Source organism: Paucibacter aquatile (assembly GCF_002885975.1).
In the GTDB taxonomy this organism is placed as follows: Bacteria; Pseudomonadota; Gammaproteobacteria; order Burkholderiales; family Burkholderiaceae_C; genus Paucibacter_A; species Paucibacter_A aquatilis.
This window is the reverse complement of record NZ_POSP01000003.1, coordinates 2575372-2599218: the sequence shown is the minus strand read 5'-3', so window position 1 is coordinate 2599218 and position 23847 is coordinate 2575372. Positions and strand designations below refer to the sequence as shown.

At 69.6% G+C, this 23847-nt stretch carries 18 protein-coding genes; 7 read left to right on the top strand and 11 right to left on the bottom strand.

Annotated elements, in window-relative coordinates:
• Positions 1-8 precede the first annotated feature (8 nt).
• From C1O66_RS14340 to pyrF, 6 genes are all read right to left on the bottom strand, one after another.
• Positions 9-4322 carry a PEP-CTERM sorting domain-containing protein gene (locus C1O66_RS14340; RefSeq protein ID WP_102768505.1) on the bottom strand — a complete coding sequence of 1438 codons (4314 nt, stop codon included), beginning with the start codon at positions 4320-4322 and terminating at the stop codon, positions 9-11.
• Positions 4323-4453: 131 nt separating this feature from the next.
• Positions 4454-7471 carry an ATP-binding protein gene (locus tag C1O66_RS14335; protein ID WP_102768504.1) on the bottom strand — a complete coding sequence of 1006 codons (3018 nt, stop codon included), beginning with the start codon at positions 7469-7471 and terminating at the stop codon, positions 4454-4456.
• An 85-nt stretch (positions 7472-7556) separates the two neighbouring features.
• Entirely contained in the window at positions 7557-9170 is a 1614-nt protein-coding gene (locus C1O66_RS14330; protein ID WP_102768503.1) for an ankyrin repeat domain-containing protein, read from the bottom strand.
• A 210-nt stretch (positions 9171-9380) separates the two neighbouring features.
• The gene (gene ypfH, locus C1O66_RS14325; protein WP_102768502.1) at positions 9381-10106 is read right to left on the bottom strand and encodes an esterase; all 726 of its coding nucleotides are present in this window, start codon (positions 10104-10106) and stop codon (positions 9381-9383) included.
• 43 nt (positions 10107-10149) lie between these two features.
• Positions 10150-13446 carry a PAS domain-containing hybrid sensor histidine kinase/response regulator gene (locus C1O66_RS14320; protein WP_165794614.1) on the bottom strand — a complete coding sequence of 1099 codons (3297 nt, stop codon included), beginning with the start codon at positions 13444-13446 and terminating at the stop codon, positions 10150-10152.
• A gap of 184 nt (positions 13447-13630) precedes the next feature.
• On the bottom strand, positions 13631-14479 hold the full coding sequence (pyrF, locus tag C1O66_RS14315; RefSeq protein WP_102768500.1) for an orotidine-5'-phosphate decarboxylase: 849 nt from the start codon (positions 14477-14479) through the stop codon (positions 13631-13633).
• Positions 14480-14552: 73 nt separating this feature from the next.
• Between pyrF and C1O66_RS14310 the strand changes: the two genes are divergently transcribed.
• The 4 genes from C1O66_RS14310 (at position 14553) to C1O66_RS14295 (ending at position 18373) form a co-directional block, all read left to right on the top strand.
• Entirely contained in the window at positions 14553-15488 is a 936-nt protein-coding gene (locus tag C1O66_RS14310) for a GNAT family N-acetyltransferase (RefSeq protein ID WP_165794613.1), read from the top strand.
• A 74-nt stretch (positions 15489-15562) separates the two neighbouring features.
• Positions 15563-16255 carry a response regulator transcription factor gene (locus C1O66_RS14305; protein ID WP_102768499.1) on the top strand — a complete coding sequence of 231 codons (693 nt, stop codon included), beginning with the start codon at positions 15563-15565 and terminating at the stop codon, positions 16253-16255.
• 66 nt (positions 16256-16321) lie between these two features.
• The gene (locus C1O66_RS14300; RefSeq protein ID WP_133155224.1) at positions 16322-17659 is read left to right on the top strand and encodes an ATP-binding protein; all 1338 of its coding nucleotides are present in this window, start codon (positions 16322-16324) and stop codon (positions 17657-17659) included.
• Positions 17660-17725: 66 nt separating this feature from the next.
• Complete coding sequence (locus C1O66_RS14295; protein WP_102768497.1) at positions 17726-18373, top strand: Crp/Fnr family transcriptional regulator; 648 nt, start codon at positions 17726-17728, stop codon at positions 18371-18373.
• Between the two features lie 162 nt (positions 18374-18535).
• Here the strand turns inward: C1O66_RS14295 and C1O66_RS14290 are convergent, their stop codons facing one another.
• On the bottom strand, positions 18536-19237 hold the full coding sequence (locus C1O66_RS14290; protein WP_102768496.1) for a glycine zipper 2TM domain-containing protein: 702 nt from the start codon (positions 19235-19237) through the stop codon (positions 18536-18538).
• A 208-nt stretch (positions 19238-19445) separates the two neighbouring features.
• Between C1O66_RS14290 and C1O66_RS14285 the strand changes: the two genes are divergently transcribed.
• Positions 19446-20348: an alpha/beta fold hydrolase gene (locus C1O66_RS14285; protein ID WP_165794612.1), complete on the top strand. Its 903-nt coding sequence runs from the start codon at positions 19446-19448 to the stop codon at positions 20346-20348.
• A 27-nt stretch (positions 20349-20375) separates the two neighbouring features.
• Here the strand turns inward: C1O66_RS14285 and C1O66_RS14280 are convergent, their stop codons facing one another.
• Entirely contained in the window at positions 20376-21212 is an 837-nt protein-coding gene (locus C1O66_RS14280) for a ChaN family lipoprotein (RefSeq protein ID WP_102768494.1), read from the bottom strand.
• Positions 21213-21606: 394 nt separating this feature from the next.
• Between C1O66_RS14280 and C1O66_RS14270 the strand changes: the two genes are divergently transcribed.
• Together C1O66_RS14270 and C1O66_RS14265 are read left to right on the top strand one after the other, a co-directional pair.
• Entirely contained in the window at positions 21607-21930 is a 324-nt protein-coding gene (locus tag C1O66_RS14270) for a hypothetical protein (protein WP_102768493.1), read from the top strand.
• 55 nt (positions 21931-21985) lie between these two features.
• On the top strand, positions 21986-22516 hold the full coding sequence (locus C1O66_RS14265; RefSeq protein WP_102768492.1) for a GNAT family N-acetyltransferase: 531 nt from the start codon (positions 21986-21988) through the stop codon (positions 22514-22516).
• Between the two features lie 27 nt (positions 22517-22543).
• Here the strand turns inward: C1O66_RS14265 and C1O66_RS14260 are convergent, their stop codons facing one another.
• The 3 genes from C1O66_RS14260 to C1O66_RS23935 all read right to left on the bottom strand — a co-directional run bounded on the left by C1O66_RS14260 (position 22544) and on the right by C1O66_RS23935 (position 23805).
• On the bottom strand, positions 22544-22756 hold the full coding sequence (locus tag C1O66_RS14260) for a hypothetical protein (RefSeq protein ID WP_102768491.1): 213 nt from the start codon (positions 22754-22756) through the stop codon (positions 22544-22546).
• Positions 22757-22917: 161 nt separating this feature from the next.
• Positions 22918-23475, bottom strand: coding sequence for a GNAT family N-acetyltransferase (locus C1O66_RS14255; RefSeq protein ID WP_102768490.1), 558 nt, complete (start codon positions 23473-23475; stop codon positions 22918-22920).
• A gap of 111 nt (positions 23476-23586) precedes the next feature.
• Positions 23587-23805 carry a hypothetical protein gene (locus C1O66_RS23935; protein ID WP_165794611.1) on the bottom strand — a complete coding sequence of 73 codons (219 nt, stop codon included), beginning with the start codon at positions 23803-23805 and terminating at the stop codon, positions 23587-23589.
• Positions 23806-23847: the final 42 nt, after the last annotated feature.

Sequence of the window (23847 nt, the reverse complement as noted above, 5' to 3'; positions counted from 1 at the left end):
TTTCAGGCTCAGGCCTGGCCTTCGTCACAGCGGCGGCGCTGCCGCAGCGCCGCCACGCCCAAGAGGCCCAGCCCCATCAGCGCCCAGCTGCCCGGCTCGGGCACGGCCGTTGTCACCCGCAGCGTCAGGCTGTTGGCGCCGTACTCGGTCGCGAAGCCGTAGCCGCCGGCCTGCGTCAGGTCCAGGTTGGCGAACTGGCTGTTGTTCAGGCGCTGGTTCCAGGTCATCACGGTGAAGCTGTCGCCCACATTGAAGTGCGCGCCGTGCAGCAGGTTCACGGCCAGGGTGCCGGTCAGCGAGGCTGCGCCGCTGACGGTGAGCACATCAAAACCGCCGGCCGCCGTGCTGCCCAGGTCGACCAGAAAGATGCCGCCGGTTTGCTGCGTCAGGCCACCCAAGAGGTTCAGCGTGCCCGCGTCGTTCAGGCCGCCGGCCGCCAAGATGCCTGTATTGCTCAGGCTGAACGCTGAGCCGACCGTGCGAACCGTGCCGTCGCCGGCCAGCGTGCCGGCGTTGGCAAAGTCCACGACGGAGCTGGCAACTTCCGCGCCGGCCGCCACGTTCAGCTGGCCTTGGTTGTTGAAGGCCTGGCTGATGCGCAGCGTGCCTGCATTGACCTTGATGGTGCCGGTGTTGTTCAGCACCAGGCCGTTGCCGATGTCGGTGACGAAGGCCGAGGTCTTGGTGAAGCTGCCGACGTTGTCGAAACGACTGAGCGCACCGCCGGCGAAGTTGCCCAAGCTGACGTTGCCGTTTGCCGCCTCGACCCAGCTGCCGAGGTTGACCAGCCGAGCACCGCCGCCGGTGTTGAGGCTGCCGCTGCCGGTCTGCGTGGTACTGCCGGTCAGCTCCAGCGTGTGGCCGCCGGTCAGGCTGCGGCCGTTGCTGCCCGACAGCGTGACGGCGCCTTCCATCCTTGTGCTGCCACTGCCGGTCAGGGTGGCGGTGAGCCATTCGGTGTTGCCGCTCAGCACAAGGTGGCCGGTGCTGTTGAGCGTGCTGCTGTTGAGCGTCGTCAGGCCACCTTGCACGGTGGCGCTGTCCGTCACCTGCACCGTGGCGCCGCTCAGGGCCAAGGTGCCCGCGTTCTGAACCGTACCCTTGAGTGCGATGTTGCCGCGGGCCAGGTCGAGCAGGGCGCCACTGGCGATCTGGATCTGCCCTGCCGTGAGGCTGGCGTTGTCGCTGATGCGCAGGGTGCCGGCATTGATGTTGATCGTGCCGGTGTTGTTCAGCACCAGGCCGTTGCCGATTTCGGTGACGAAGGTCGAGGTCTTGATGAAAATGCCGACGTTGTCAAATTGACCGGCGGCGCCGCCATTGAAGTTGCCGATGCTCACACGGCCGGGGGCGTCGTCCAGCCAGGTGCCGAGATTGCGCACGCGCGCGCCTTGGCCGATGCTGAGGCCGCCCGTGCCGGCCTGCCTGGTGGTGCCCGTCAGTTCCACGGTTTGCCCCCCGAGCACGCCTCGGCTGCGGTCGCCGATCAGCATGACCGGGCCGTCCATGCGGGTGCTGCCGCTGCCGCGCAAGGTCGACTCATGCCAGTCGACGCTGCCGGCGATGCGCAAGGCGCTGTCGTTGTTGACGATGCTTTTCACTCGCGTCAGGCCGCCGCCCTGCACAAGCAGGTCGCCTGCGATGGCGAGAGTGCCGCCGTCCAGGCTCAGCGTGCCCTCGTTGAACACGCTGCCGCCCAGGGTGGCATCCTGGCTCACCACGCTGAACTCGGCGCCGGCGGCGATGTTCACCGTGCCGGTGCTGCTGACCCGGCTGCCGCTGAGGCGCAGATAGCCAGCGTCGACATTGATGCGGCCGGTGTTCTCGAACAGCAGCGTCGAGCCTTCGCCAATCAGCGTGTTCGTGCCCGAGGCCTTGGTGAAGCTGCCCTGGTTGATGAAGCGGCCGATGCCACCGTTGAAGTTGCCCAGGGTGGTGTTGGCCGGCGCCTGGTCGACCCAGCTGCCCTCGTTGATCAGCGTGGCGCCATCGCCCACCGAGAGGCCGCGCCGGCCAGTGAAGGTGGTGCTGCCGGCCAGGGTCAGGGTGTGGTTGCTGCGCACGATGGGGGTGCCATCGAAGTCACTGCCGCTGATGGCCAGCGGCCCCTCGATGCGCGTGAGCCCTGGGCCGCGCAGGGTGGTGCTGGTCCAGCTGCTCGCCCCGGTGGCCACGAGCTGGCCGCTGTTGCTGAGATCGCCCTGCTGCAGAGCCAGGCCGCCGATGCGGCCGGGGCCACTGATCAGCAGGTGGCCGCCGCCCTCCAGGCGCAGGCTGCCGTTGCCGCTGAGCTCGCCCACCGAATGGACGCTGCGGATGCGCGTGTCGGCGCCGCCCAGCAGGACGGTGTCGCCCGCTTGCGGCAGGCCATCCTGGCCCTGGTTCCAGTTGTTGACCACGTCCCAGAAGCCGCCGCTGGGGGCCCCGGTCCAGACGAAGGGGATGGCGGTGACTGTCACGCTCAGGCTGCGGGTGTCGTAGCGGGTGGCGAAGCGGTAGCCCGAGGCCTGGCTGAAGTCCAGGCTGTCGAACTGGCTGTTGTTGCGGCGCTCGCCCCAGCTCATGACGGTGAACTCGCTGCCCCGTGCCAGGCGCTCGCCGCTGGCCACAGCGAACTGCAGCGTGCCGCCCAAGTTGACGCCGCCGCTGACGGCCAGCAGATCGGCCTCGCTACGGCCGATGTCCAGCAGCAGGCGACCGCTTTGTTCCAACGCGCCCTGCAGGCTCAGCTGGCCCCGCTGCCCCAGGCCGCCGGGCGCCAGGGTGCCGGTGTTGCTCAAGCTCTCCAGCGCCTGCACCGCGCCGCTGCCGGCCAAGGTGCCGGCATTGGCAAAGCTGGCGTGATCGCTTTGCAGCCTGGCGCCGCCGGCGATCTGGATCAGGCCTTGGTTGTTGAAGGCATTGAACAGGTGCAGGGTGCCGGCCTGGAGGTTCACCGTGCCGCTGTTGTTGAACACCCCGCCCGAGCCGCCCAGTACGGTGCGGGTGTGGGTGGTTTTGGTGAACACGCCCTCGTTGTCGAAGCGGCCGCCGGAGATGAAGGTGTCGCCATTGGCCTGGTCCTTCCAGCTGCCCAGGTTCAGGATGCGCGCGCTGTCGAACATGCGGATCTGGCCACGCACCGATTGCTCGGTCGTGCCGGCGGCGATCAGCAGATGGCCTGCGTTCATCTGCTTGAAGTCGCTGCCCAGCTGCAGCACGCCGGTCGAGCGGGTGCTGCCTGGGCCATTGAGGCCGCCGCCCGACCAGTTCAAAGTTCCCGTCACGACTTGGGCTGCCGATTGGCTGATGCTGCCGATGCCGCTGAGGCTCAGGTCGGTAAAGCTGCTGGCGCCGTCCAGGCGCATGCGCCCTTCGACCACGGTGCGTCCCGCCAGCTGCAGGCCCTGCGCTGCCGTCACACTGCCATCGAAGTCGAGCTTCACCGTGCCGGCGCTGCTCAGGGCCGGGCCCAGGGTGAAATTGGGCGCGGTGTTGCTGCCGGCCACGCCCGAACCGAAGACCAGGCTGGCGCCCTCGGCCACATGGAAGCTGCCGCCACTGTCACTGCTGCCGCCGCCGGCCAGGCGCAGCAGGCCGGCCGCCACATGCACGCTGCCGCTGTTGTTGAACTGGACGCCGCGTTCGAAGGTGGTGGCCGTGGCCGTGGCCTTGGTGAAGTTGCCCTGGTTGTCGAAATGGCCGAGGCTGCCGACGACCGGGTTGGTGTACGAGGTGTTGGCGCGGCTCAGGTCCAGCCAGGAGCCGGCATTGACCAGGCGGGCATTGCTGCTGATGCCCAGCGCATTGAAGCTGTTGAACCCTTCGGTGCGGACCTGGCTGCTGCCCTGGAGCAGCAGGGTGTGGCCGCCGCTGAGCACGCCGCCGCCGGCCAGGTCCAGGGTGGCGGCGCCGCTCACGCGGGTCAGCCCACTGCCGCTGATATTCCCCTGGCGCCACAGCAGCTGGCCCGAGATCACGGTGCTGGCGCTGCTGCTGAAGGTGCCGTCGTCCAGGGTCAGGCCGCCCAGCGCGCTGTCGCCGCTCAGGCTCAGGCCGTTGTTGCCAAAGCCGAAGATGCGCAGGGTGCCGGTGCCGCTCACGCTGGAGACCGCCACCGGGCTGTTGATCAGGGTGTTGAATGCGCCCAGGTCGACCGCGTCCAGAGGGCCGGGCAGGGCGTTGCCGCTCCAGTTCGAGCCCAGGCTCCAGACATCGCCATGGGTACCCACCCAGCGCACCACGGCCGCCTGGGTCGGGGCGACCTGGAAGGTGCTCAGCGCGGGTACGAGGGCCAGGGCGAGGCGGGTGAGGGCAAGGCGGTGCGGTCGGATCGTGTTCATGGCGGTGGGCGCGGTGGCTGTGAATGCCCGGCCATGCTGCGCTGCGGCCGTCTCAGCGGCGTCTCAGCGCCCGGCTCGAGGCGCCTGCTCCGGCCTCGGGCCACCCCCGCACGCACGGGGGGCGGGTGTACTCAGTCCCAGCGCGGTTCGCGGCGGGCGGCGGCCGCGGCATCGAACAGCGAGGGCTGCTCGTGGCCGCGCAGCAGCGCCAGGGCGGCATCGGCCTGCTGCTGCTCCGCGGCCGAACCGTCGTGGGCGGCCAGCCAGGCGCTGGCGCGCCAGTGCAGCTCGGCGTAGCTCTTGGCGGCGGCCAGGGCCTGAACTTCCTGGGCCAGCGGCCGCAGATCGGCTGGCGCTGCACCCAGCAGCATGCGCGCGCGCAGGGTCAGCAAGCGGGCTTCGGCCCACAGTTCCTGCAGGCCCGCGTCGCGGGCCAGGGCGGCCTGGCGCTCGGCCGCGTGCAGGGCGGCGCTGCCGTCACGGGCCTGCAGGGCCAGTTCGGCCTCGGCCCGTCTGGCCCGGCATTGCACCAGGGGGTGGGCGGGCTGCTGGCCCCGTTCGCGCAGCCAGGCCAGCGGGGCCGCTGCCGGCGTCTGTCCGAGGGCCGAGGCCACCAGGATCGAGTTCAGCATCCACTTGGAGCGGTAGATCGGCTCCGGGTTGTCGCCCAGGGTGGCCTCCGCCTCGGCAATGTGGCGGGCGGCCCATTCGGGCCGGCCACATTGCAGCATCAGGCGGGCCAGATTGAGCAGGCCCTCGGCGGCCAGCCAGTCGCTCGCTTGCAGGCGAGCGAGGCGCACGCCCGCTTCCATGGCGGTCTTCGCCTCGGCATGCCGGCCTTGTCCGGCCAGGAGCACGCCCAGCACGCCGTTGGAGCGGGATTCGACCTGGGCGAAACCGGCCCAGCGCTGCAAGCTGCTGCGCACCAGGGCCTCGGCTTGCGCCAGCTCCCCCAGCGTCCCCAGCATGACCGCCAGATCGTTCTCGACCGTGAGGCCACTCGTGTAGTCGGGGTGGCGCTCCAGCAGGCGCTGCAAGGCATCGTGAGCGGCACGCACCTGGCCGCCGAACCAATGAATATGGCCCTCGATATTGAGCAGCTTGGGCTGCTGCGGCCAGGCCTCGCGCAGACGGGCGAACCAGCGCCAGGCGGCGGGCAGGTCGCTGTCGCGCAGGGCCAGCTCGATCATCACTTCGCAGGCCGGGCCATGTTCGCTGGCGGGCAGCTCGGGCAGCAGCGCGTGCAGCCGCGCCGCATGGTGCCGGGCGCTCGGCACATCGCCGGCGTAGACGCGGTTGGCCACCAGGGCGCCGCACAAGCGGCCTTCGAGGTGCAGGCGCTGCTCGAGGTCGGCCACGCCCACCAACTGCGCCTGCACCGCCAGCAGGGCCGCATGGCCACGCGCCAGGTCGGTGTAGAAATCGCAGGCGGCGAGCTCCAGCCGGGCACGCAGCGCCAGCGCCAGGTCGTTGGCGTGTTCGGCCACCTCGCGCCAGGCGGCACGGGCCTCGTCGAAGCGACCGCGGGCCTTGAGCTGCTCGGCCCCACGGTGGCGCCAGATCAGCGCGGTCTGCGGCTCAGCAGCCGCCAGCCAATGCTCAGCGATGGTCATGGCATCGGCCCAGGCCTGCTGGGCCAGCCACAAGGCGGCATGCCGATGCAGGGCGGCGCGGCGCTCAGCCGGCAGGGCGTCGACCGTGGCCGCACGGATCAGATCGTGCGAGCAGGCCAGGCCGGGCGGCCGCTCGCACAGCATGCCGGCCTTCAAGGCTTCGCTGCGCAGCTGCTCCCAGGCTCGATCGCTTTCGGCATGCTCGGGCAAGCCCATCATCATGCGCAGGCCGGCCTCGGGCAGGGCCTGCACGCTGATGGCCGCGGCTTCAACCACCCGGCGTGCCGGCGCCGACAGCGCGTGCAAGCGCCGCTGCACCATCTGCTGCACCCGTTGCGGCAGCTTGGCGGAGCCTTCCAGCGCCTCGGCGCCGGCGGCCACCAGCTCGCCCAGGGCAAAGGGATTGCCTGCGCTGATGGCGTGCAGCCGGTCGAGCTGGGCTTCGCCAAACGCGCGCTCCGGCCAACGTGCCTGGCAGACGGTGGCCAGCGCCTGACGGTCCAGCGGGGCCAAGTCCAGCCTCTCCAGCCGGCCCTGGTCCTCCAGCAGCCTCAGGGTCTGGCCGAGTGCCGCCGCCAGCTCATGCGGGCGCGCCGCGCCGCGCCAGCGCAGGCGCTCGCCATGGGCCAGCATCAGCAGCCACTCGACACTGGCCGGATCGCACCACTGCAGATCGTCGACCAGCACGAGCGGGGTCAGCGCTTCGAAGGCGCGGGTCAGGGCCTCGGTCAGGCGTGCCTGGGCGGTCAGGGCGTCCAGCGGAGGGAGGGCTTCATCGGGGGCCAGTTCCGGCAGCACGCGGGCCAGGTCGAGGCGGTAGGGGCGCAGCGGGCTGCCCGACTCCTGCAGCGCGGCCTCCAGGCGGGGCAGCTGTGCCCGCAAGGCTTCCAGCAGAGGTCGGTAGGGCATGCCTTGCAGGCCCTCGAGCCCGCGCAAGCAGGGTGCGTGGGGGAAGGCGCTGCTCAGCAAGGTGCTCTTGCCGGCGCCCGGCTCCCCCAGGATCAGCAGTGCCGGCGCGCTGCTGTGGCGCAGGGCTTGGTGTTCGGCCTCGCGTGCCGGTGGCGCTGGTGCCGAGCTGCGGTGCTGGGCCGGCTGAGCTTTGCGGCTGAGTTGCAGCCAGCGCAGGTGCAGGCGCCGGGCCGTGGCGGCGCACCACTGCGCCATCCCCTCGTGCCCGGGCAGGCGCCAGCCCCGCGGCCAGTCCTCGGGGTCCAGGGGCGGCCCGTCGGCGGCGTTCAACCAGGCGCTCAGATCCGTGGGTAGCTCCAGCCGCAGCTGCGAACCCTGAGTCTCCAAGCGATCTGCCACCCCCCAGCGCTGGAGCAAGGTGCGGCAGCGGTGCAGATTGACGCGCAGATGGTGCAGGGCTTCGGCGGTCTCGCTATCGGGCCACAAAAGCTGGGCCACCCGCTCGCGCGCCTGCCATCCTTCACCCAGGGCCAGAACCAGCAGCAAGGCGCCAGGCAAGGTGGCAGGCAGGGCCTGGGGCGCTTCACCTGAGGGCGCCCAGGCGGGCAGGTTCAGTAGACACAGCATGTCTGGGCATGGCGCCGGTCGAAGCGGCAGGGCGGCTGGGGTCAGGTCTTGACTGTAGCGGAAGCAGCTTTTCTTTCTTGAGCGCTCAGCGGCCCTGCTCAGGCTCCGTGTCGTCCAACCAGGCCTGCAGCGCCTCCGGCAGGTCCTCGCGATCCTCCGCGTCCGGCCGGGGCGCGCCAGCGGCCAGCAGCAGCTGCAGCGAGGCCAGATAGTCGCCACCGGGCTGCGGCAGGTGGGCGGCGGCGTGGAGCAGGCTGCCCATCACATCGCCGCCATAGCCATTGCGCTCGTCCCAGCGGGCACCATGCGCCAGCAGCCGCTGAATCAAGGCCGCATCGCCGTTGAAGGCGGCCTGGTTCAGGGCGCTGGCCTCCCAGTCGCCGGGTGTGTTCACCGGCCAGCCCAGGGACAGCATCAAGGCCACCGACTCGTGCGCGCGGCGCTGGGCCTGGTCGGGCAGCAGGCGCAGGGTCTGCGCGTCCATGTGATGCAACAGATCGGGCAGCTCTGCGAGCAAGGCCCGCGCCCGGGGTGCATCGGCAGCGGCGCAGGCGGCCAGAAAGCGCTCGCGCACGGCGGGCAGCTCAGGCCGCGCGCCGCGGGCGGCCAGCAGTTCCAGCGCCGCGGATTCGCCCAGCAGGGCGGCCAGGGTGGCGGGCATGTGGCCTTGCGCGTCGCGGGCCGAGAGCTCGGCGCCCTGTTCGAGCAGCAGGCGCAGGCAGGCCGGCGATCGGCCCCGGCGCAAGGCGTGGTGCAGGGCGTGGCCGCCTTGCGGCCCGGCCTCGTTGACCTCGGCGCCCAGGCTCAGCGCCAGGGCCAGGCCCTCGGGGTCTTCGAAGTCCAGCAGGCGCAACAGGGCGTTGGTGCCGGTCCAGCGCGCGCCGTGGGCGCAGAGCTGGCGGATCTGCAGCGCCGCGCGGCCGCGCTCGGGGTCTTCGCAGGCGTGGTACAGCGACTCACCGTCGTTGGGCTCGGCGCCGGCGGCGAGCAGGGCCGCGGCCAGCTCGGGGCTGCGCGCGCGGGCGATGGCACCGTAGAGCAGGGGCAGTTGCAGCGGCGTGCCAGTGCCGGGCTCCTCGTCCGGCATGTGCAAGCGGTTCAGCGTTTCGCGCGGGGTGCCGGCCAGCAGGCTCTGCGCGCTTTGCCGCAGCTGTTCAGCCCAGGGTTCGCCGAGGCGATGCAGGCTGGAGAAACAGACGTAGGCCAGGGCCGGTGCGTCGAAGGGCGGCAGGCGCAGCGCCGCTGCGGGCAGGGGGCCGAGGGCATCGAGATCGCCCTGCACCAGCGCCAGGGCCGGGCGCAGCTCGGGCGGGCAGGCGCCGGCTTTCACCCGGGCCGCTTGCAGCAAGGCCAGGGCACGCTCCGGCTGCGGGCTGTCCCAGCCGCGGCCCAGGGCCAGCGCCAGGGCGCGGGTGATCAGGGCAGTTTGGCCGAGCTGCCGGGCTTGCGCCTGCGCCATGACCGCGCGCTGCAGGGCCGGCCAGCTGGCAAAACCCAGCTCGCGCGCGATCACCAGCTGGGCTGCGCTGAGCTTGGGCGTTTGGCCCGTCTTCGGGTGCTGAAAATAGGGCGCGGCGCGCGCCAGGCTGTCGGCCTCGCCGGCCTGCCAGGCGCGCAGCAGTTCGCGGGCGCGGCGTTTGAGTTGCTGCAGATCGGCCCGCTCCGGGAGCTGGGGCTGCAGGGCTTGGGGTGTGTTCAAGGCAGTCCTCCATGCGAGTTCATGCCCGTGATCCGCGCGACTGGGCCGCACAAAGGGGGATGCTGAGCGCTGAAGTTCGGCGTGATTCACGCCGCACCGGGTGGCCTCGGGCCTGTCTGCGGATCCAGCAGCGCCCCGGCGGGCGCTGTGGCAGCCAGTGTGCCACGAGGCTCAGGCCTTTTGCTCCTGCCGCAGCCGCAGCTACAGCGCTCAATGCCGGGGTTGAGCGTCCTCGTCGGCCGCAGCTTGCATGGCCTCGCGCCACATGCGCGCAGGCACGAAGGTGCGCAGCTGGTGCAGGGCGCGCTCGATCAGCTCGGCGTGCAGCTCGTGGCCGGGATCGGGCAGCACATCGGCGGTGACATCGGCGCCCAGATGGACCAGGCGGCGCGCGGCCGTGACCTGGTCCTGGAAGGGCAGCACCGGGTCGCGCTGGCCATGCAGGATGTGCACGCTGACCTCTTGCGGCGCATGGGCCGGCGGCGTGGCGTAAGCACCCGAGAAGGCCAGCACGCGGCCGGCCAGCTGCGGCTCGGCCTGCACGGCCTCCAGGGCCATCACCGCGCCTTGCGAGAAGCCGGCCAGGGCCACGCGCTCCCAGGCCATGTCGAACTGCTCGGCCCAGGCGCGCACCGTGGCGATGAAGCCCGGCAGGGCCTCGGCCACGCGCTGGGCATGGTTGTCGTCGTTGGCACCTTGCAGCGAGTACCACTGGTGGCCTTGTGCCGATGCCGCGTCATCCGTGACCTGGTCAAAGGCCTCGGGCGCATTGATGGACACCACGGCCGCCTGCGGGTACTGGCCGCGCAAGGCTTGGGCCAGCGGGCGCATCTGCGAGGCATCGCCCCCGGCGCCATGCAGCAGCAGGAAGAGCAGGTCGGGCAGGCCTTTGTCGGGCAGCAGGGCGAGGGCTTGGGAGCGTTGCGGGGTACTCATGATGGGCCGATTGTCCCTCGCTCCGCGGCCGCCCGGCGGCGGCTCAGGAACGCGTCTGGTCGTTGTCCTTGTGGCCGATCAGGCGTACCAGGGTGGCGCGCAGCTTGGGGGCGTCGATCGGCTTGGTCAGGAAATCGTTCATGCCGGCGGCCAGGGCCTCGTCGCGCTCGGAGACGAGCGCGGCGGCGGTCAGGGCGACGATGGGCAGCTCTTCGGCGCTGAAGCGCTGGCGCACATGGCGGGTGGCTTCGTGGCCGCTCATCACCGGCATCTGCACATCCATCAGCACGGCGTCAAACGGCCGGCCCATGCTGGCGGCGGCAAAGATGGCCTCCACCGCCTGGCTGCCGTCGTTGGCCTGCGAGACCTCCAGCCCCCATTGTTGCAGCTGGGCCACGGCAATCATCATATTGACCGGGTGGTCTTCCACCATCAGCACGCGCAGGCCTTGCAGGTCCTGGTTGTCGCGCGCTTCGCGCGGCTGGCTGCTGATGGGGGTGGGCGCGGCGGGCAGGGGCAGCTCGGCCCAGAAGGTCGAGCCCTGGCCCAACTGGCTGTTGACGCCGACCACACCGCCCATCAGGGTGGCCAGCTCGCGGCAGATGGACAGCCCCAGGCCCGTGCCGCCGTAGCGGCGGGTGGTGGATTCATCGGCTTGCGTGAAGGCTTCGAACAGGCGCTCGTGCAGCTCGGGGGCGATGCCGGGGCCGGTGTCGCTGACCTCAATGCGCACACGCTCGCCGTCCAGGGTGCTGACGCGCACCGCCACCGAGCCCGACTCGGTGAACTTCAGCGCATTGCTCAGGTAGTTGCTGAGGATCTGGCGGATGCGCACCTGGTCGCCCACCACCCAGGCGGGGATCTCGGGCGCCACGTCGATCTTGAAGGCCAGGCCATGGGCTTGGGCCAGGGTCAGGTAGGCCATGCGCATGGTGGACAGCATGTCGCGCAGGGCAAAGGGCGAGGCCTCCAGCGTCAGGCGGCCGGCCTCGATCTTGGACAGATCGAGGATGTCGGAGATCAGGCCCGAGAGGCTCTCGGCGCTGTCCAGCATCTGGTCCAGGTACTCGCGCCGCGTGGCCTCGGGCAGGTCGGGCTGCTGCAGCATGCGGGCCAGGCCCAGCAGGCCGTTCAGCGGCGTGCGGATTTCGTGGCTGGTGTTGGCCAGGAAGGCGCTCTTGGCGCGGCTGGCGGCCTGGGCTTCGTCCTTGGCCTGGGCCAGGGCGGCTTCGACCCGGCGGCGCTCGGTCACGTCTTCCATGATCCAGATGGTGCCGCCGCGGCTGGGGTGGTTGGGGTCGACCGCGCGGGCCAGCAGGCGGCAGAGGAAGGTGCTGCCGTCGCGCCGGCGCATGGGGCGTTCGGTCTCGACCTGTTCGCCCAGGGCCAGGCGCGGGCCGAGGTCGCGGCCGACGGCGGCATAGTCCTCGGCGCTGGGCCAGACCACGCTGCCATGCTGGCCCACCAGGCCGCCGGGCGGCCAGCCGAACATGGCTTCAACCAGGCGATTGGCCTGGATGAAATGCTGATCGCGGGTCAGCGTGATACCGATCGAGGCATTCTCCAGAATCGCCTGGTGGACCAGGCGCGTGCGCTCGGTCTCGGTCACGTCGCGGGCGTTGATGACCACGTACTGCTGGCCGTCCAGCGCAAAGGGCGCGGCCGACATCAGCATGGACAAGGGCTCGCCGGACTTGGTGACAAAGGTGACGGGCAGCTCCGAAACCCGGCCCTGGCTGCGCAGCAGTTCCAGCATGTGGTCACGCTCGGCGCGGTTCTTCCAGATGCCCAGCTCCTCGGCGCTGCGGCCCAGCACCTCTTCGCTGCTGTAGCCGCTCAGCCGCTCGAAGGTCTTGTTGACCATGGCGTAGCGGCCCGAGCTGATCTCGGTCAGGGTGATGACGTCGGGGCTGGTGGCCACCAGATGCGAGAGCAGGCCCTCGCTGCGGCGCAGGGCCTCCTGGGCGCGCGATTGCTCGGTCTGGTCGATGAAGAAGGACAGGGTGGCCGGGCCGCTGGCGGCGTCCACGCGCACGCTGGTGGCCTGCACCAGGCGGTGGCGGCGCGACAGGGTGCGCAGGCGGAACTCGGCCATGGGCAGCATGCCGCCCACGGGCATGGCCTCGATCTTGGCGGCGCGCTGGCGGGCACGTTCGTCATCGCCGGGCTCGTAATGCGAGAACAGGTCCTGGCCGATCATGCTCGAGCGCTGGGTGTAGCCGAACATGGCCATGGCGGCCGGGTTGGCGTCCAGCACCCGGCCCCAGCGGTGCAAGACCAGGGGGCTGGGCGAGCGGCGGAACAGCTCGCGGTAGCGGGTCTCGGTGGCGTGGATGGCCTGCTCGGCCTGCACCTCGGCGGTGACATCGCGGCCCACGCCCCAGTAGCCGCGGAAATTGCCCTGCGCATCGAAGCGCGGCTCGCCGCTGATCGACACGTACAGCACGCTGCCATCGATGGCGCGGCGGCGCGCCACCAGGCCGTGGAAGGCGCGGTGCGATTCGAGGTCGGCGCGGTGCGCGTCCATGTCCTCGTCGTTCAGGCCGATCTGCTCCACCTCCCAGGGCGTCTTGCCCAGGCGGGCCTGCAGGTCCAGGCCCGAGCTGCCAGGCTTGTCTTCGGCCAGGTGGGTGAAGCGGTAGTCGCGGTTCATCTCCCAGTACCAGTCGGCCGCCATGCTCAGCAGGCCGCGGAATCGGGCATTGCGGTCGCTGGCCGCCTTGGTTGAGCGCTTGACCATGCGCTCGGTCGCCACACCCACCAGCAGGCCCGAGAACAAGAGCAGGCAGTGGATGGCGATGCGCGTGCCCAGGGGCTCGATGGCGGCGGTGCTGGCCGGCCAGCCCTGGTACTCGGCCCAGGCCAGGCCCAGGATGGCCGCCAGGCTCAGCGCACTCAGGCCCAGGCCGATGCGCAGGCCCAGCATGCCGGTGCCGAAGGCGGCGATCAGGCCGACCACGGCCACGGCGATGGAATACAAGCCCACGCCGCGCGAGACGGCGATCAGCACCGCCACCCCGATCACCAGAGACAGCAGCAGCACCACGGCCTTGGGTCCATGCTGGCGCGGCAGCTTCCACAGGCTCAGCAGGCTCAGGCTGCCCAGCACAAAACAGGCGGCCGGTGGCAGCAGGCCTTGCAGGGGCTCGTCGCCAGGCCGGCTCAGCATCAGGGCCAGGGAGCCGGTCAGCATGATCAGCCCGCAGGTCATCAAGAACAGGCGCACCGCATGCCAGCGCACCTTGCGTTCAATCGCGGCCTGTTGCTCGGCCGGGCTCAGATCCTGGCCGACCAGGCTGCTCAAATCATCGAGGGAATCGGTACCGCTGCTGCTGCTCACGTCTGCGCCCTGGCTTGGCGGCATGAAAACGTGCCGCACACGACGGGGCCTGCCCCCGACAAACACCGCAGTCTCCCCGACTCCGCGCGGGCTGAACATCGGGACTGCACCGGTAAAGCGGCGCTATTTCGCCGCCGGGCCACGGGCGTGCGAACAGCGTGCAGGAAGTCGCGCGCGGGGGGGCTCAGCGGCGCGCGGCGTTCAGGGTCTCGCGGGTGGCCAGGGCCACGCGGCGGGCGGCGGCGGCAAAGTCCTCACCGGCGCTGGCGTAGAGCACGGCGCGCGAGCTGCTGACGATGATGGGGCCGCCCTGGCCTTCGCGGCCACCGGCACCGGCACGCCAGCCGGCCTTGACCGTGGCCTCGGCGTCGCCGCCCTGGGCGCCCACACCGGGGATCAAGAGGGGCACGGTCGGTGCCAGCTCACGCACGCGGGCGATCTCGGCCGGGTAGGTGGCGCCCACCACCAGGCCCAGCTGGCCGTTCTGGTTCCAGTCGGTCTGAGCCAAACGGGCCAGGTGCTCGTACAGGCGCGGCTGGCCGGCCACATCGGCCAGGCGCTGGTTCTGCCAGTCGCTGCCGCCGGGGTTGGAGGTGCGGCAGAGCAGGATGGCGCCCTTGTCGCGGTAGCGCAGATAGGGCTCGATCGAGTCGAAGCCCATGAAGGGCGAGAGCGTCACCGCATCGGCCTGGTAGCGCTCGAAGGCCTCGCGGGCGTACTGCTCGGCGGTGGAACCGATGTCGCCGCGCTTGGCGTCCAGGATGACGGGCACGCTGGGCGCCACGCGTTTGATGTGGGCCATCAGCTGCTCGAGCTGGTCCTCGGCGCGGTGGGAGGCGAAGTAGGCGATCTGTGGCTTGAAGGAGACCACCAGGTCCTTGGTGGCGTCGACGATGGCGGCGCAGAAGTCATAGATGCGCGAGGCATCGCCCTTCCAGGCGCCCGGAAACTTGCTCGGCTCCGGGTCCAGCCCCACACACAGCAGCGAGTCGTTCAGGGTTTGTGCGGCGTGCAGTTGCTGGATGAAGTTCATGGGGGCTATGACCTTGAGGTGGGGGCAGGGCAGGGTGGCATATTGTCCAATTTTTCAAGCAGGGAGCCCAAACATGCGGGTCTTGAAGACGGAAAGGCTGTGTCTGCGCTGGTTCGAACCCAGCGATGTGGACTACGTGCTGGAGCAGATCAGCGAAGCGGGCTGGAAGCGCAATATCAGCGACCCTGGCGTCAACGACCTGGCCGCCGCACGCGACTGGATGGAGGCCAAGCTCTTCAACTGGTACTGGCCCCAGGGCCTGGGCCTCTGGGCCATGGAGCGGCTCAGCGACGGCGTGGTGGTCGGCATGTGCGGCCTGCTGCAACGCGACCATCTGCAAGCGCCCGACATCGGCTACGCCTTGCTGCCGCGTTATGAAGGCGCCGGCTACGCCCGCGAGGCCGCTCAGGCCTGCCGCGCCTATGCCCATGATGTGCTGGGAGAGCCGCTCTTGTTCGGCACCACGGCCACCTTCAACGAGGCCTCGGGCCGGGTGCTGCAAGCCATCGGTATGCAGCGCCTGTCCACCGGCCCGCTGGGCGACAGCACGGAGGACAGCCACCTCTACGGCGTCGGCGAGGCCTGCCGCCTGAGCGAGGACGCGCAGGTGCGCGATTTGTTGGCCCGGTTCTTTGCCGTCTTCGACAACCGCATCGGCCGCCATGCGCCGCTGGCCGCCCTGCCGTACTTCTTCCTGCCCGAGGCGGTGATCAGCCGCGCCAGCCTGCCCGGTGAGGCGGCGGGCGTGCAGCGCATGAGCGTGCGCGAGTTCGTCGAGCCGCGCGTGCAGATGCTGGCTCCGGGTGGCCGCCTGCAGGAGTTTTCCGAGTGGGTGAGCGAGCAGCAGGTGCAGGTCAGCGGCCGCGTGGCCCAGGTCTGGCTGCGTTACCGCAAGAGCGGCATCCTGGACGGCCAGGCCTTCGAGGGCGGCGGCGAGAAAACCGTGCAGCTGGTCAAGCCCGGTCGGCGCTGGAAGATTGCCGCCATCGCCTGGCAAGACCGGGATTAAACCCGCCCCAGCGGCCGCAGCGGGCTGGCTACACTTCGGGCTCTCACGACATTCTGCCCTGAAGCCTCCGAACTATGGCCTCCTCCATCCTGCTTGTGGAAGATGACGAACGCCTGGCCGAGCTGGTGGCCGAGGCCCTGCGCAAGGCCGGCTACGAGGTCAGCCTGGCCGCCACCGGCCCCGAGGGCGAGCGCCTGATGCGCGAACAGCCCTTCGATGTGGTGCTGCTGGACGGACACCTGCCGGGCAAGGACGGCTTCGACGTGCTGCGCGATGTGCGGCCGGTCTTCCATGGCCGCATCGTCATGCTGACCGCGCGCAATGACGACATCGATCAGGTCCTGGGCCTGGAGGGCGGCGCTGACGACTACATCACCAAGCCGGTGGCGCCGCGCGTGCTGCTGGCCCGACTCAAGGCCTTGCTGCGCCGCGAGGTGGCGCCGGCCGGCGAGGCGGACGAAGACGCCGACTTGCGTTTCGGTGAGCTGCTGATCCGCCCGGCGGCGCGCGATGTGCTGCGCGCGGGCGAGCGGGTCGAGCTGACCACGGCCGAGTACGAACTGCTGCTCTTCCTGGCCGAACGGGCCGGCCAGGTGGTCAGCCGCGACGACATCATGCAAGGCCTGCGCGGCCTGGAGTTCGACGGCCTGGACCGCGCCATCGATGCCCGCGTCTCGCGCCTGCGCAAGAAGATTGGCGACGACCCGCAGGCCGCCGAGCGCATCAAGACCGTGCGCGGCCAGGGCTATCTGTTCGCGCGCGACTGATTCGAGGCCGGACATGCACACCGCCCCTGCTGTATCCGCCGTCTCGGTCGCCCTGCTGGACAGGCCATGCCTGCACTAAGCATGCGTTCGCCCATGACCCGGGTGGCCCTGGGTCTGGGGGTGTCGGTGCTGGCCCTGGTCCTGCTGGTGCAAGGGCTGTTGATGCTGGCCGTGGACGGCGTGACCGATGACTATGTGCGCCGTTTCATGCGCGGCACCGTGGACATGCTGCAGCATGAGCTGGCTCCGCTGGCGCCCGAACAGCGCGCGCGTCGGGTGCAGGTGCTGGACCAGCTCTTCGCCTATCCGGTGACCCTGGTGCCCGCGTCCGGCCTGCGGCCCGAGGATCTGGTGACCTTGAGCCGTGGCGAGCTGGTGGTGCAGGGTTTCAATCGCCGCATCTACGCTTCATTGCCGGGCCTGAACGAGGCCGGGGGTCAGGTCTTGCTCCTGGGGCCGCTGAATGCCGATGGCCATCCGGCCGGGCAGTTGCAGGTGCCGCGTGAGCTCTGGCTGCAACTGGCGGCCTCCGTGCTGCTGGGCCTGGCAGTGTTTGCCTTGGCCGCCTGGTTGTTGCGCCCGGTCTGGCGGGACATGCGGGCCCTGCAGCTGGCGGCCGAGGGCATGACGGCGGGCCGCTTTGACATCACCATCCGCGAGCCCGAGAGCCGCCTCTTCGCTCCGCTGGCCGCCGGTGCCCGCGCCACGTTGGAGCGCCTGGCCACGGCCCTGGCCACCCAGCGCGAGCTGACCGGCGCGGTCTCGCATGAGCTGCGCACGCCGCTGGCCCGCCTGCGCTTTGCCATCGACGCCCTGGTGGACGAAGACGATGGCGGCCGGCGCGAGCTGGCGGTCCAGGCCTGCGAGCGCGACATCGACGAGCTGGACGCCCTGATCGACGCCAGCCTGATGCTGGCCCGCCTGGACATGGGGGCGCTGGAGGTCAGCAAGACGCCGGGCGATCTGGCGGCGCTGCTGCAGCAGGAAGCGGCCAGCCTGGCGCCGCTGCTGGATGGCAAGCAGCTCAGCACCGACATCCGCCTCGGCAGCCAGGCCCTGCATTTCGACGCACGCCTTTTACCGTATGCCTTGCGCAATGGCCTGCGCAATGCCGCCCGCCATGCGCGTGAGCGCATCTGCCTCTCGGCCTGGCAGGACGAGGCCGGCCGCATCTGTCTGGCTGTGGACGACGATGGCGAAGGCGTGCCCGAGGCGCTGCGCGAGGCCGTGTTCACCCCCTTCAAGCGTCTGGACGGGCCCAAGGAGCGGGGCAGCCGCGGCTTCGGCCTGGGCCTGGCCATCGTGCGCCGCGTGGCAGAAGGCCTGGGCGGTGAGGCCTTGATGCAACAGGCCCCCAGCCTGGCCGGTGCTCGCTTGCTGATGCGCTGGCCTGACGGACAATAGCCACTGACCCCGAGCCCTGAACCCCGTGCGCTCTTGCACCGAGTTTTCACCTCAAGCACTGACATCATGACATTGACACTGACGCCCTACACCGATGTGATCAAGGACGAAATGCTGCGTGAAATCGCCCGGCGCGGCGATGTGCGCGCCTTCCCGGCGCTCAGCACCCTGCTGCGCGAGGGGGACACCACCGATGCCTTCTATATCCTGCTCTCGGGCCGGGTGAAGGTCTTCGGCACCGACAGCAAGGGCCGCGAGGTGGTCTACAACACCATGGGCCCAGGGGAGTACTTTGGCGAGCTGAGCCTGGACGGCTCGGCCCGCTCGGCCTCGGTGCAATGCCTGGAGCCGGTCAAGTGCGTGATGGTGCGCGGCACCGATATGCGCGAGTTTCTGGGCCAGCACCCCGATTTCGCCCTGCATCTGATCCGTCACCTGATCGCCCTGCTGCGCCGCTCGACCGACAGCGTCAAGAGCCTGGCCCTGGACGATGTCTATTCCCGCCTGGCCAAGCTGCTGCAGGAAATGGCCGAGCCCGATGTCAGCGGCCGCCTGGTCGTGCCGCACAAGCTGACCCAGCAGGACCTGGCCGAGCGCGTCGGCGCCTCGCGCGAGATGATCAGCCGCATCCTGCAGCAGCTGGTCAAGGGCGGCTATATCGAGCGCCAGGGCCGGCGCATGGTCTTGCTGAAGAAGCTGCCGCCGGGCTGGTGATCAAGCGTCCTGTTTAGCACCAGAGTTTGAATTTTTTGCAGCGAGCGGCGCTCAGGCTAGGCGGACGGCGCGCAAGAACCGGAACGTACTTTCTGTACGTGAGGATTCTGAGCATCGGACCAACGACGCATGAGGGTCGCGCAGCAAAAAAAGCTCAAACTCTCACACTGGCTGAACGGTGTGGCTGATGTTCAGCTTCAGCCATTGGCCCGGTTGCTGAGGCAGTTGAACCTGGTACTCCTGACCCTGGTGCTCGTAGCGCACCGTGTAGTCGCGCACCTGCTCGCGCTGCACGCTGACCGGGCGGCAGACCTGCACCTGCTGCTGGCTGTAGCTGGGATAGCTCGCCGTCGAGCCTGAGGGTTCGGCCATGCTTTTGCCGATCAGGGCGCCGGTGGCGCTGCCGGCGGCGATGGCCACATGCTTGCCATTGCCCTTGCCGATCTGGCTGGCCAGCAGACCGCCGGCCAGGGCGCCGAGCACCGCGCCGCCGGTGCCGCTCATGCCGGCCTGGCTGGCCGCGGGTGGCTGCACCACCTGCTGGGTTTCATAGCTGCATTGCTGACGCGTCTCGGTGATGCGCTCCAGATTCGGGGTGGACGAGATCACCCGCACCAGGGTGCTGCTGTTCGCCTGCGGGCCCAGGGATTGGGCGCGCACCTCGGCCGGCAGGCCGGCGAAGAGCACAGCGCTCAAGCCCAGGGCCAGGGCGCTGGCGGCGATGTTCTGGGCCGGGCTGCGTTCGGCGATGCTTTGCTCGGCCAGGGCCGGCAGCTGCTGCAGCGGGCGCGCCTCGGGGCGGGCGCGGCGGCTGTTGAACTTGCGCTGGAAGGGGCTGAGGGTGGCGGCCAGGGTGTGTTGCATGATGTCGGTCTCCGTTGCGGATCGCTGGATGGATCTGTTGTCGATGAACGGAATTGTCAGAAACCGGGGCCTCCACGTCTGTGGCGCTTGCGTGCGCCGAGTTTGACCGTCTGTGACGGCGGGCGAGGACGATATGGCTTTCGGCCCCGTCGCGACGGCCGGGCATGATGGCGCCCTGCTTGCCCGCCTTGCCTTCGGAGCCCACTCGATGCTTGTTCGCCCAGCCCTGAAACCCGTCAATCTTTTGAAACGCCTCAGCTGGACGCTGGGCCTGGCCACGGGTCTCTGCCTGATGACGAGCCCGTCCGTGCAGGCGGCCGATGCGGGCCCGATGCGCCAGCGGGTGGGGGCGCATGAGCTTTCATGGGAATGCCGGGGTGAAGGCCCGCGAACCGTGGTGCTGGTGGCCGTTATGGGCCTGGACGTGCGCGCCACTTTCAAGAACACCTACCGCCTGTTTCCGACGGAGCTGGGGCGCATCTGCCTCTACGATCGTGCGGGTGTGGGCCAAAGCAGCCCGCTCAGCCGGGCCCGGCCATTGCAGGCCCTCAGCGATGAGCTGGCAGCTCTGGCTGAGCTGCGCCAGTGGGGTGAGCTGGTGCTGGTGGCGCACTCCTTCGGCGGGCTGATCGTGCGCTCATTCGCCATGGACCATCCACAGCGTGTGCGCGGCCTGGTGCTGGTCGATGCGGTCCATGAGTCCTGGTTGGCTCAGCTGCCCCAGGTGCTCAGCCCCAACGGGTGGTCCACCATGGAGCGCATCATCCGCTGGGAGAAGGAACAGCATTCGCATGAAGACTTTGTCGAAGCGGTGCAAAGCCTGCAAGCCCGTGGCGCGCCTTCGGCGGCCTTGCGGGCCTTGCCGGTGACCGTGCTCAGCCGCGGCTTGCCACACACCCAGATCCGCCAGACCCGCATGAGCTATGCCGATGTGGACGCCTACAACGCGAGCTGGGACCTGGCCCAGGCTCGGCTGGCTCTCGATCACGTGGCGCCGCGCCGTGTGCGCATGACCCATGCCTCGCATTTCTTCGACGAACAGGACCCTTGGCTGGTGGTCGAGGAGATTGAGGGCCTGCTGAAGCGTCTGCCGCCACCCGCGCCGCGCTGAAGCGCGGTCTGGGGCAGTCGGTTCAGTTCAGCGCCGCAGCGATTTGCAGGGGTCTTCGCGTTCGGCCGGCGCGGTCAGCACGCGGCTGTCGAAGCGGCCCGGGCCTTCCTGGCCTTGCTCCAGATAGCCGATGGCGCGGATCTCGCTCGCCGGCACGCCGGCCGCTTCCAGATAGCGCGGCACGCCGAGCTCGCGGTCAACATGGCCGTTGCCGGCGATCAGGACCACGCGCTCGGCGCCGCCCTCGCGCGCGGCCAGCATGGCGCGGGCCATGGCTGCATCGCGGGCGCGCTGGGCCAGGGCCATCGGGGCTTGCATGGCCGCAGGCAGGGCGCCGCAATGGCCTTCGTCGATGGCGCGGATCATGGCGCTTTGCTGGGCCTCGCCCCAGGGCGTCTGCTCCAGCAGGCGGCGCAGATCGGCCGGCCAGGTTTCGGCCGACACGCCCTTCATCAGCGGGCGCAGCTCCTCGCGGCTGAGGTTGCCGCCGGCCACTGCGGCGCCGGCCTGCAGGCTGGCTTCAAACAGCGGCTTGTGCAGCGGCCAGCGCCAGTTCTTCTTGTCCAACTGGGCCAGCTCCACCAGGGCCTCGGCATCGTGGCGCGCTTCGGCCGGGAGGTTGGCCAGGGCGGGCGTGCGCTGGGCCGGGATTTGCTCGAACACGACCGTGCTGCGCCGCCCGTCCTTCATCAACTCGGCCAACCAGGCCGCCCGCAGGCGGTGTTGCTCGGCGTTGTCATGCACCTCGCCGAGCAGGATGAAGCGAGCCGAAGTGGCCGGGGCGTCCGCCGCGGCAGCAGGGGCGGCGTGCAGCCCACTCAGTGCGAGCAGTAGCAGGCTCAGTGTCAGGGTCAGCGCTTTCATCGGGTTCCTTGGCTTGAGACGGTGGGCGGGCTGATCTTGCCATGGGCGAGCCGCACTCAGCGCTGGCGAAACGCCGTGGGCAGCTCGCCCGACCAGCGCTTGAAGGCGCGGCGGAAGGAGCGCGGGTCGGCATAGCTCAGGGTCTGGCTCGTTCAGTTCGCGCTGCACGCGCGGGATCAGGACTCAGGTCTGTTGGCGCGACATCGGCACCGGTGTCACCGAGGGCTGCAGACTGGCCTGGCTGCGCGGCTGGATTGGCGTTGGGTCGCAAGTGAAGCCAAGTTCTCATGCTCAAATGCCTGTGAGAGCCTGGCGCCATGCTGGCTTCATCTCAGGGATGAGTTTCGCCGTGGGAACGCCTGGCGGAGCGAGATTGCAGGATAGAGAAAGAAAGATGAGATTCTTTGAACTTTTCATGGTCATGGTTTTGGCCGGCGCGTCCTCGTTTACCAGCGCGGCACCATCCAAATTGGAGCCCGGGCGCTGCCCGGTCAAACCGCCGCCGCAGCTGAGCGACAAGCGGCTGCCGAACGGCGAGTTCTTCATGACGGCGAGGTATCTGTTGAAGGCCGACGGTGCCATCGAGCAGATCACGGTGGAAGGCAAGGGCCCCGAGAGCTTCCGTCGTGCCATTGCGGACGCCATCCGCGCCTACGAGTGCGTGCCTGCTGCAGCAGACCAGGAGATCGAATCCGAGTTTCGGATCCGGATTTCCTAGGCCTCTGCACAGATCCCAAGTTTGCAGGGGGCTTCGTGGGTTCCCTGTCTCCGCCATGCATTTCATCGAGCCCGGCATGTACCCGATCCGCATCCTCACCGCCGCAGACGCCTCCGCCTACCGCAGCCTCATGCTCGAGGCCTACGAGCAAGCGCCGGATGCGTTCACGGCCACGGCGGCCGAGCGCCGCGCGGAACCCGAATCCTGGTGGATCCGGCGAATCGGCAGCGCTGACGGCCTGGCCACGAGCTTGGGGGCATGGCAAAACGAGCAGTTGGTCGGCACGGTGGCGCTTGAGTATTCGGCCAAGCCCAAGACACGGCACGCCGCGCTGGTGCTGGGCATGTATGTCCAGGCGGCGCAGCGGGGCCAGGGCTTGGGTCTGGCGCTGATGAAGGCGGCTGTGGCGGCGGCCTCGTCGCGACCTGAGATCCTGGCTTTGAACCTGACCCTGACCGAGGGCAATGAGCCGGCCCTTCGCCTGTATCGCTCGGTGGGCTTTGTCACCTGGGGTGTTCAGCCGCAGGCGATTCGCATCGAGGCGGGCCTCAAGGGCAAGGTGCACATGTCGCTGTCACTGTCCTGAGTGCGCCGCGCTGCCTGAGTGCGCGGCTCAGGGCTGCGAACTTGCTGCAAGGGCCGGTCTGTCGGCGCCTTGAGCGTCTGCAGCATGGGCCACCTTGCTGAAGAGCAAGAGGGCGCAGACGGCAGAGGCGCCCGACAAGGCCAGCCCTGCGGCAATGAGCGCCAGTGTCTTGCGGGCTGAAGCGGGCAGCTTGGCCCAGGAAAAGTCGAACTGCTTGTGGTGGTGGGTCAGGATTTTCATGTGCTGTCTCCGCACGCATGTCGCCCACGACGTGGACCCACAGCGTGCATCAGGAATGAGGGACACGCATTGTCAAAAACTGGGCCGGCTTTGTCCGTGGCCCTTGTGTGCCGAGACTTTGACGAAATGTGACGGCAGGTAGTGGGCAGTGGGCAGCAGGCTCAGCGCGGCAGAGTGGCGTCCAGCGCCGCCGGCCCTTGGTGCCGGTACACCAAGCCCTCGCCGCCGCGGAATGGGATGCTCCGCTCCAGCGTGGCGCCCAGGCGCTCAGCCACCTGGACCGATGGCCGATTGCCCGACGCGATCACGCTGACCGCCGTCTGCCAGCCGAAGTGGTGGTACGCGGCCCGCAGCGCCGCACGGGCAGCCTCGGTGGCATAGCCCTGGCCCTGGGCCTCGGGCAAAAGCGCCCAGGTGATCTCGGGCTCCAGCCAGCCCTCCGGGAACCAGAGCCCGGACAGGCCTAGAAACACACCGTCGGATTTGCGCTCCAGCGCCCAGGGCCCGTAGCCGCGCAAGGCCCAGTGGCCGAAGTAGGCCGCGAACTTGCGCCAGGCCTCGTCGCGCCCGCAGGGCCCGCCGTAGCTGGCCGACACGGGGTCGGCGAAGAAGCGGGCCATGCCTTCGAAATCCGCCTCGGCAAACGGCCGCAGCCGCAGGCGCTCGGATTCGAAGCTGGGGATGGCGGCGATGAAGTTGCTGAAACGAGGGGCGGTCATGTGGGCTGCGGGTAAAGCTGGACGTTGTCGTGCTGCAATCGAGCCCGCATTCTGTCGTTTGGCTCAATCGCTTGCTGCCCACAGCGGCCTACCCCTCGTTCACCTCGTCGATCAGTGGGCGCGCTGGCCGGACACCGTGCCGGTGGCCAGCGCGCTCGACCATTGCGCTTGTCGGGCCAGCTCAGAAGCCGTGGCTTCATCGGCGGTGACCAGGAACTCCGTGCTGCTGCGCTCGACGAAGTAAGCGCTCTTGAAACGCAAGAGCAGTTCACCCAAGGCCTGGCGAGCCTGACGCGGAGCGCCGTTGAAGGTGAGGGTCAGCGTGGTCATGGTGCTTTGGCTTTCTTTCAATCGTTGCTTCGAACTGCCGGC

What these genes read in the sequence shown, in the direction of transcription:
- C1O66_RS14340 (WP_102768505.1), bottom strand. Translation starts at nt 4,322, where the DNA reads ATGAACACGATCCGACCGCACCGCCTTGCCCTCACCCGCCTCGCCCTG.
- C1O66_RS14335 (WP_102768504.1), bottom strand. Translation starts at nt 7,471, where the DNA reads ATGCTGTGTCTACTGAACCTGCCCGCCTGGGCGCCCTCAGGTGAAGCG.
- ypfH (WP_102768502.1), bottom strand. Translation starts at nt 10,106, where the DNA reads ATGAGTACCCCGCAACGCTCCCAAGCCCTCGCCCTGCTGCCCGACAAA.
- pyrF (WP_102768500.1), bottom strand. Translation starts at nt 14,479, where the DNA reads ATGAACTTCATCCAGCAACTGCACGCCGCACAAACCCTGAACGACTCG.
- C1O66_RS14310 (WP_165794613.1), top strand. Translation starts at nt 14,553, where the DNA reads ATGCGGGTCTTGAAGACGGAAAGGCTGTGTCTGCGCTGGTTCGAACCC.
- C1O66_RS14305 (WP_102768499.1), top strand. Translation starts at nt 15,563, where the DNA reads ATGGCCTCCTCCATCCTGCTTGTGGAAGATGACGAACGCCTGGCCGAG.
- C1O66_RS14300 (WP_133155224.1), top strand. Translation starts at nt 16,322, where the DNA reads ATGCCTGCACTAAGCATGCGTTCGCCCATGACCCGGGTGGCCCTGGGT.
- C1O66_RS14295 (WP_102768497.1), top strand. Translation starts at nt 17,726, where the DNA reads ATGACATTGACACTGACGCCCTACACCGATGTGATCAAGGACGAAATG.
- C1O66_RS14290 (WP_102768496.1), bottom strand. Translation starts at nt 19,237, where the DNA reads ATGCAACACACCCTGGCCGCCACCCTCAGCCCCTTCCAGCGCAAGTTC.
- C1O66_RS14285 (WP_165794612.1), top strand. Translation starts at nt 19,446, where the DNA reads ATGCTTGTTCGCCCAGCCCTGAAACCCGTCAATCTTTTGAAACGCCTC.
- C1O66_RS14280 (WP_102768494.1), bottom strand. Translation starts at nt 21,212, where the DNA reads ATGAAAGCGCTGACCCTGACACTGAGCCTGCTACTGCTCGCACTGAGT.
- C1O66_RS14270 (WP_102768493.1), top strand. Translation starts at nt 21,607, where the DNA reads ATGAGATTCTTTGAACTTTTCATGGTCATGGTTTTGGCCGGCGCGTCC.
- C1O66_RS14265 (WP_102768492.1), top strand. Translation starts at nt 21,986, where the DNA reads ATGCATTTCATCGAGCCCGGCATGTACCCGATCCGCATCCTCACCGCC.
- C1O66_RS14260 (WP_102768491.1), bottom strand. Translation starts at nt 22,756, where the DNA reads ATGAAAATCCTGACCCACCACCACAAGCAGTTCGACTTTTCCTGGGCC.
- C1O66_RS14255 (WP_102768490.1), bottom strand. Translation starts at nt 23,475, where the DNA reads ATGACCGCCCCTCGTTTCAGCAACTTCATCGCCGCCATCCCCAGCTTC.
- C1O66_RS23935 (WP_165794611.1), bottom strand. Translation starts at nt 23,805, where the DNA reads ATGACCACGCTGACCCTCACCTTCAACGGCGCTCCGCGTCAGGCTCGC.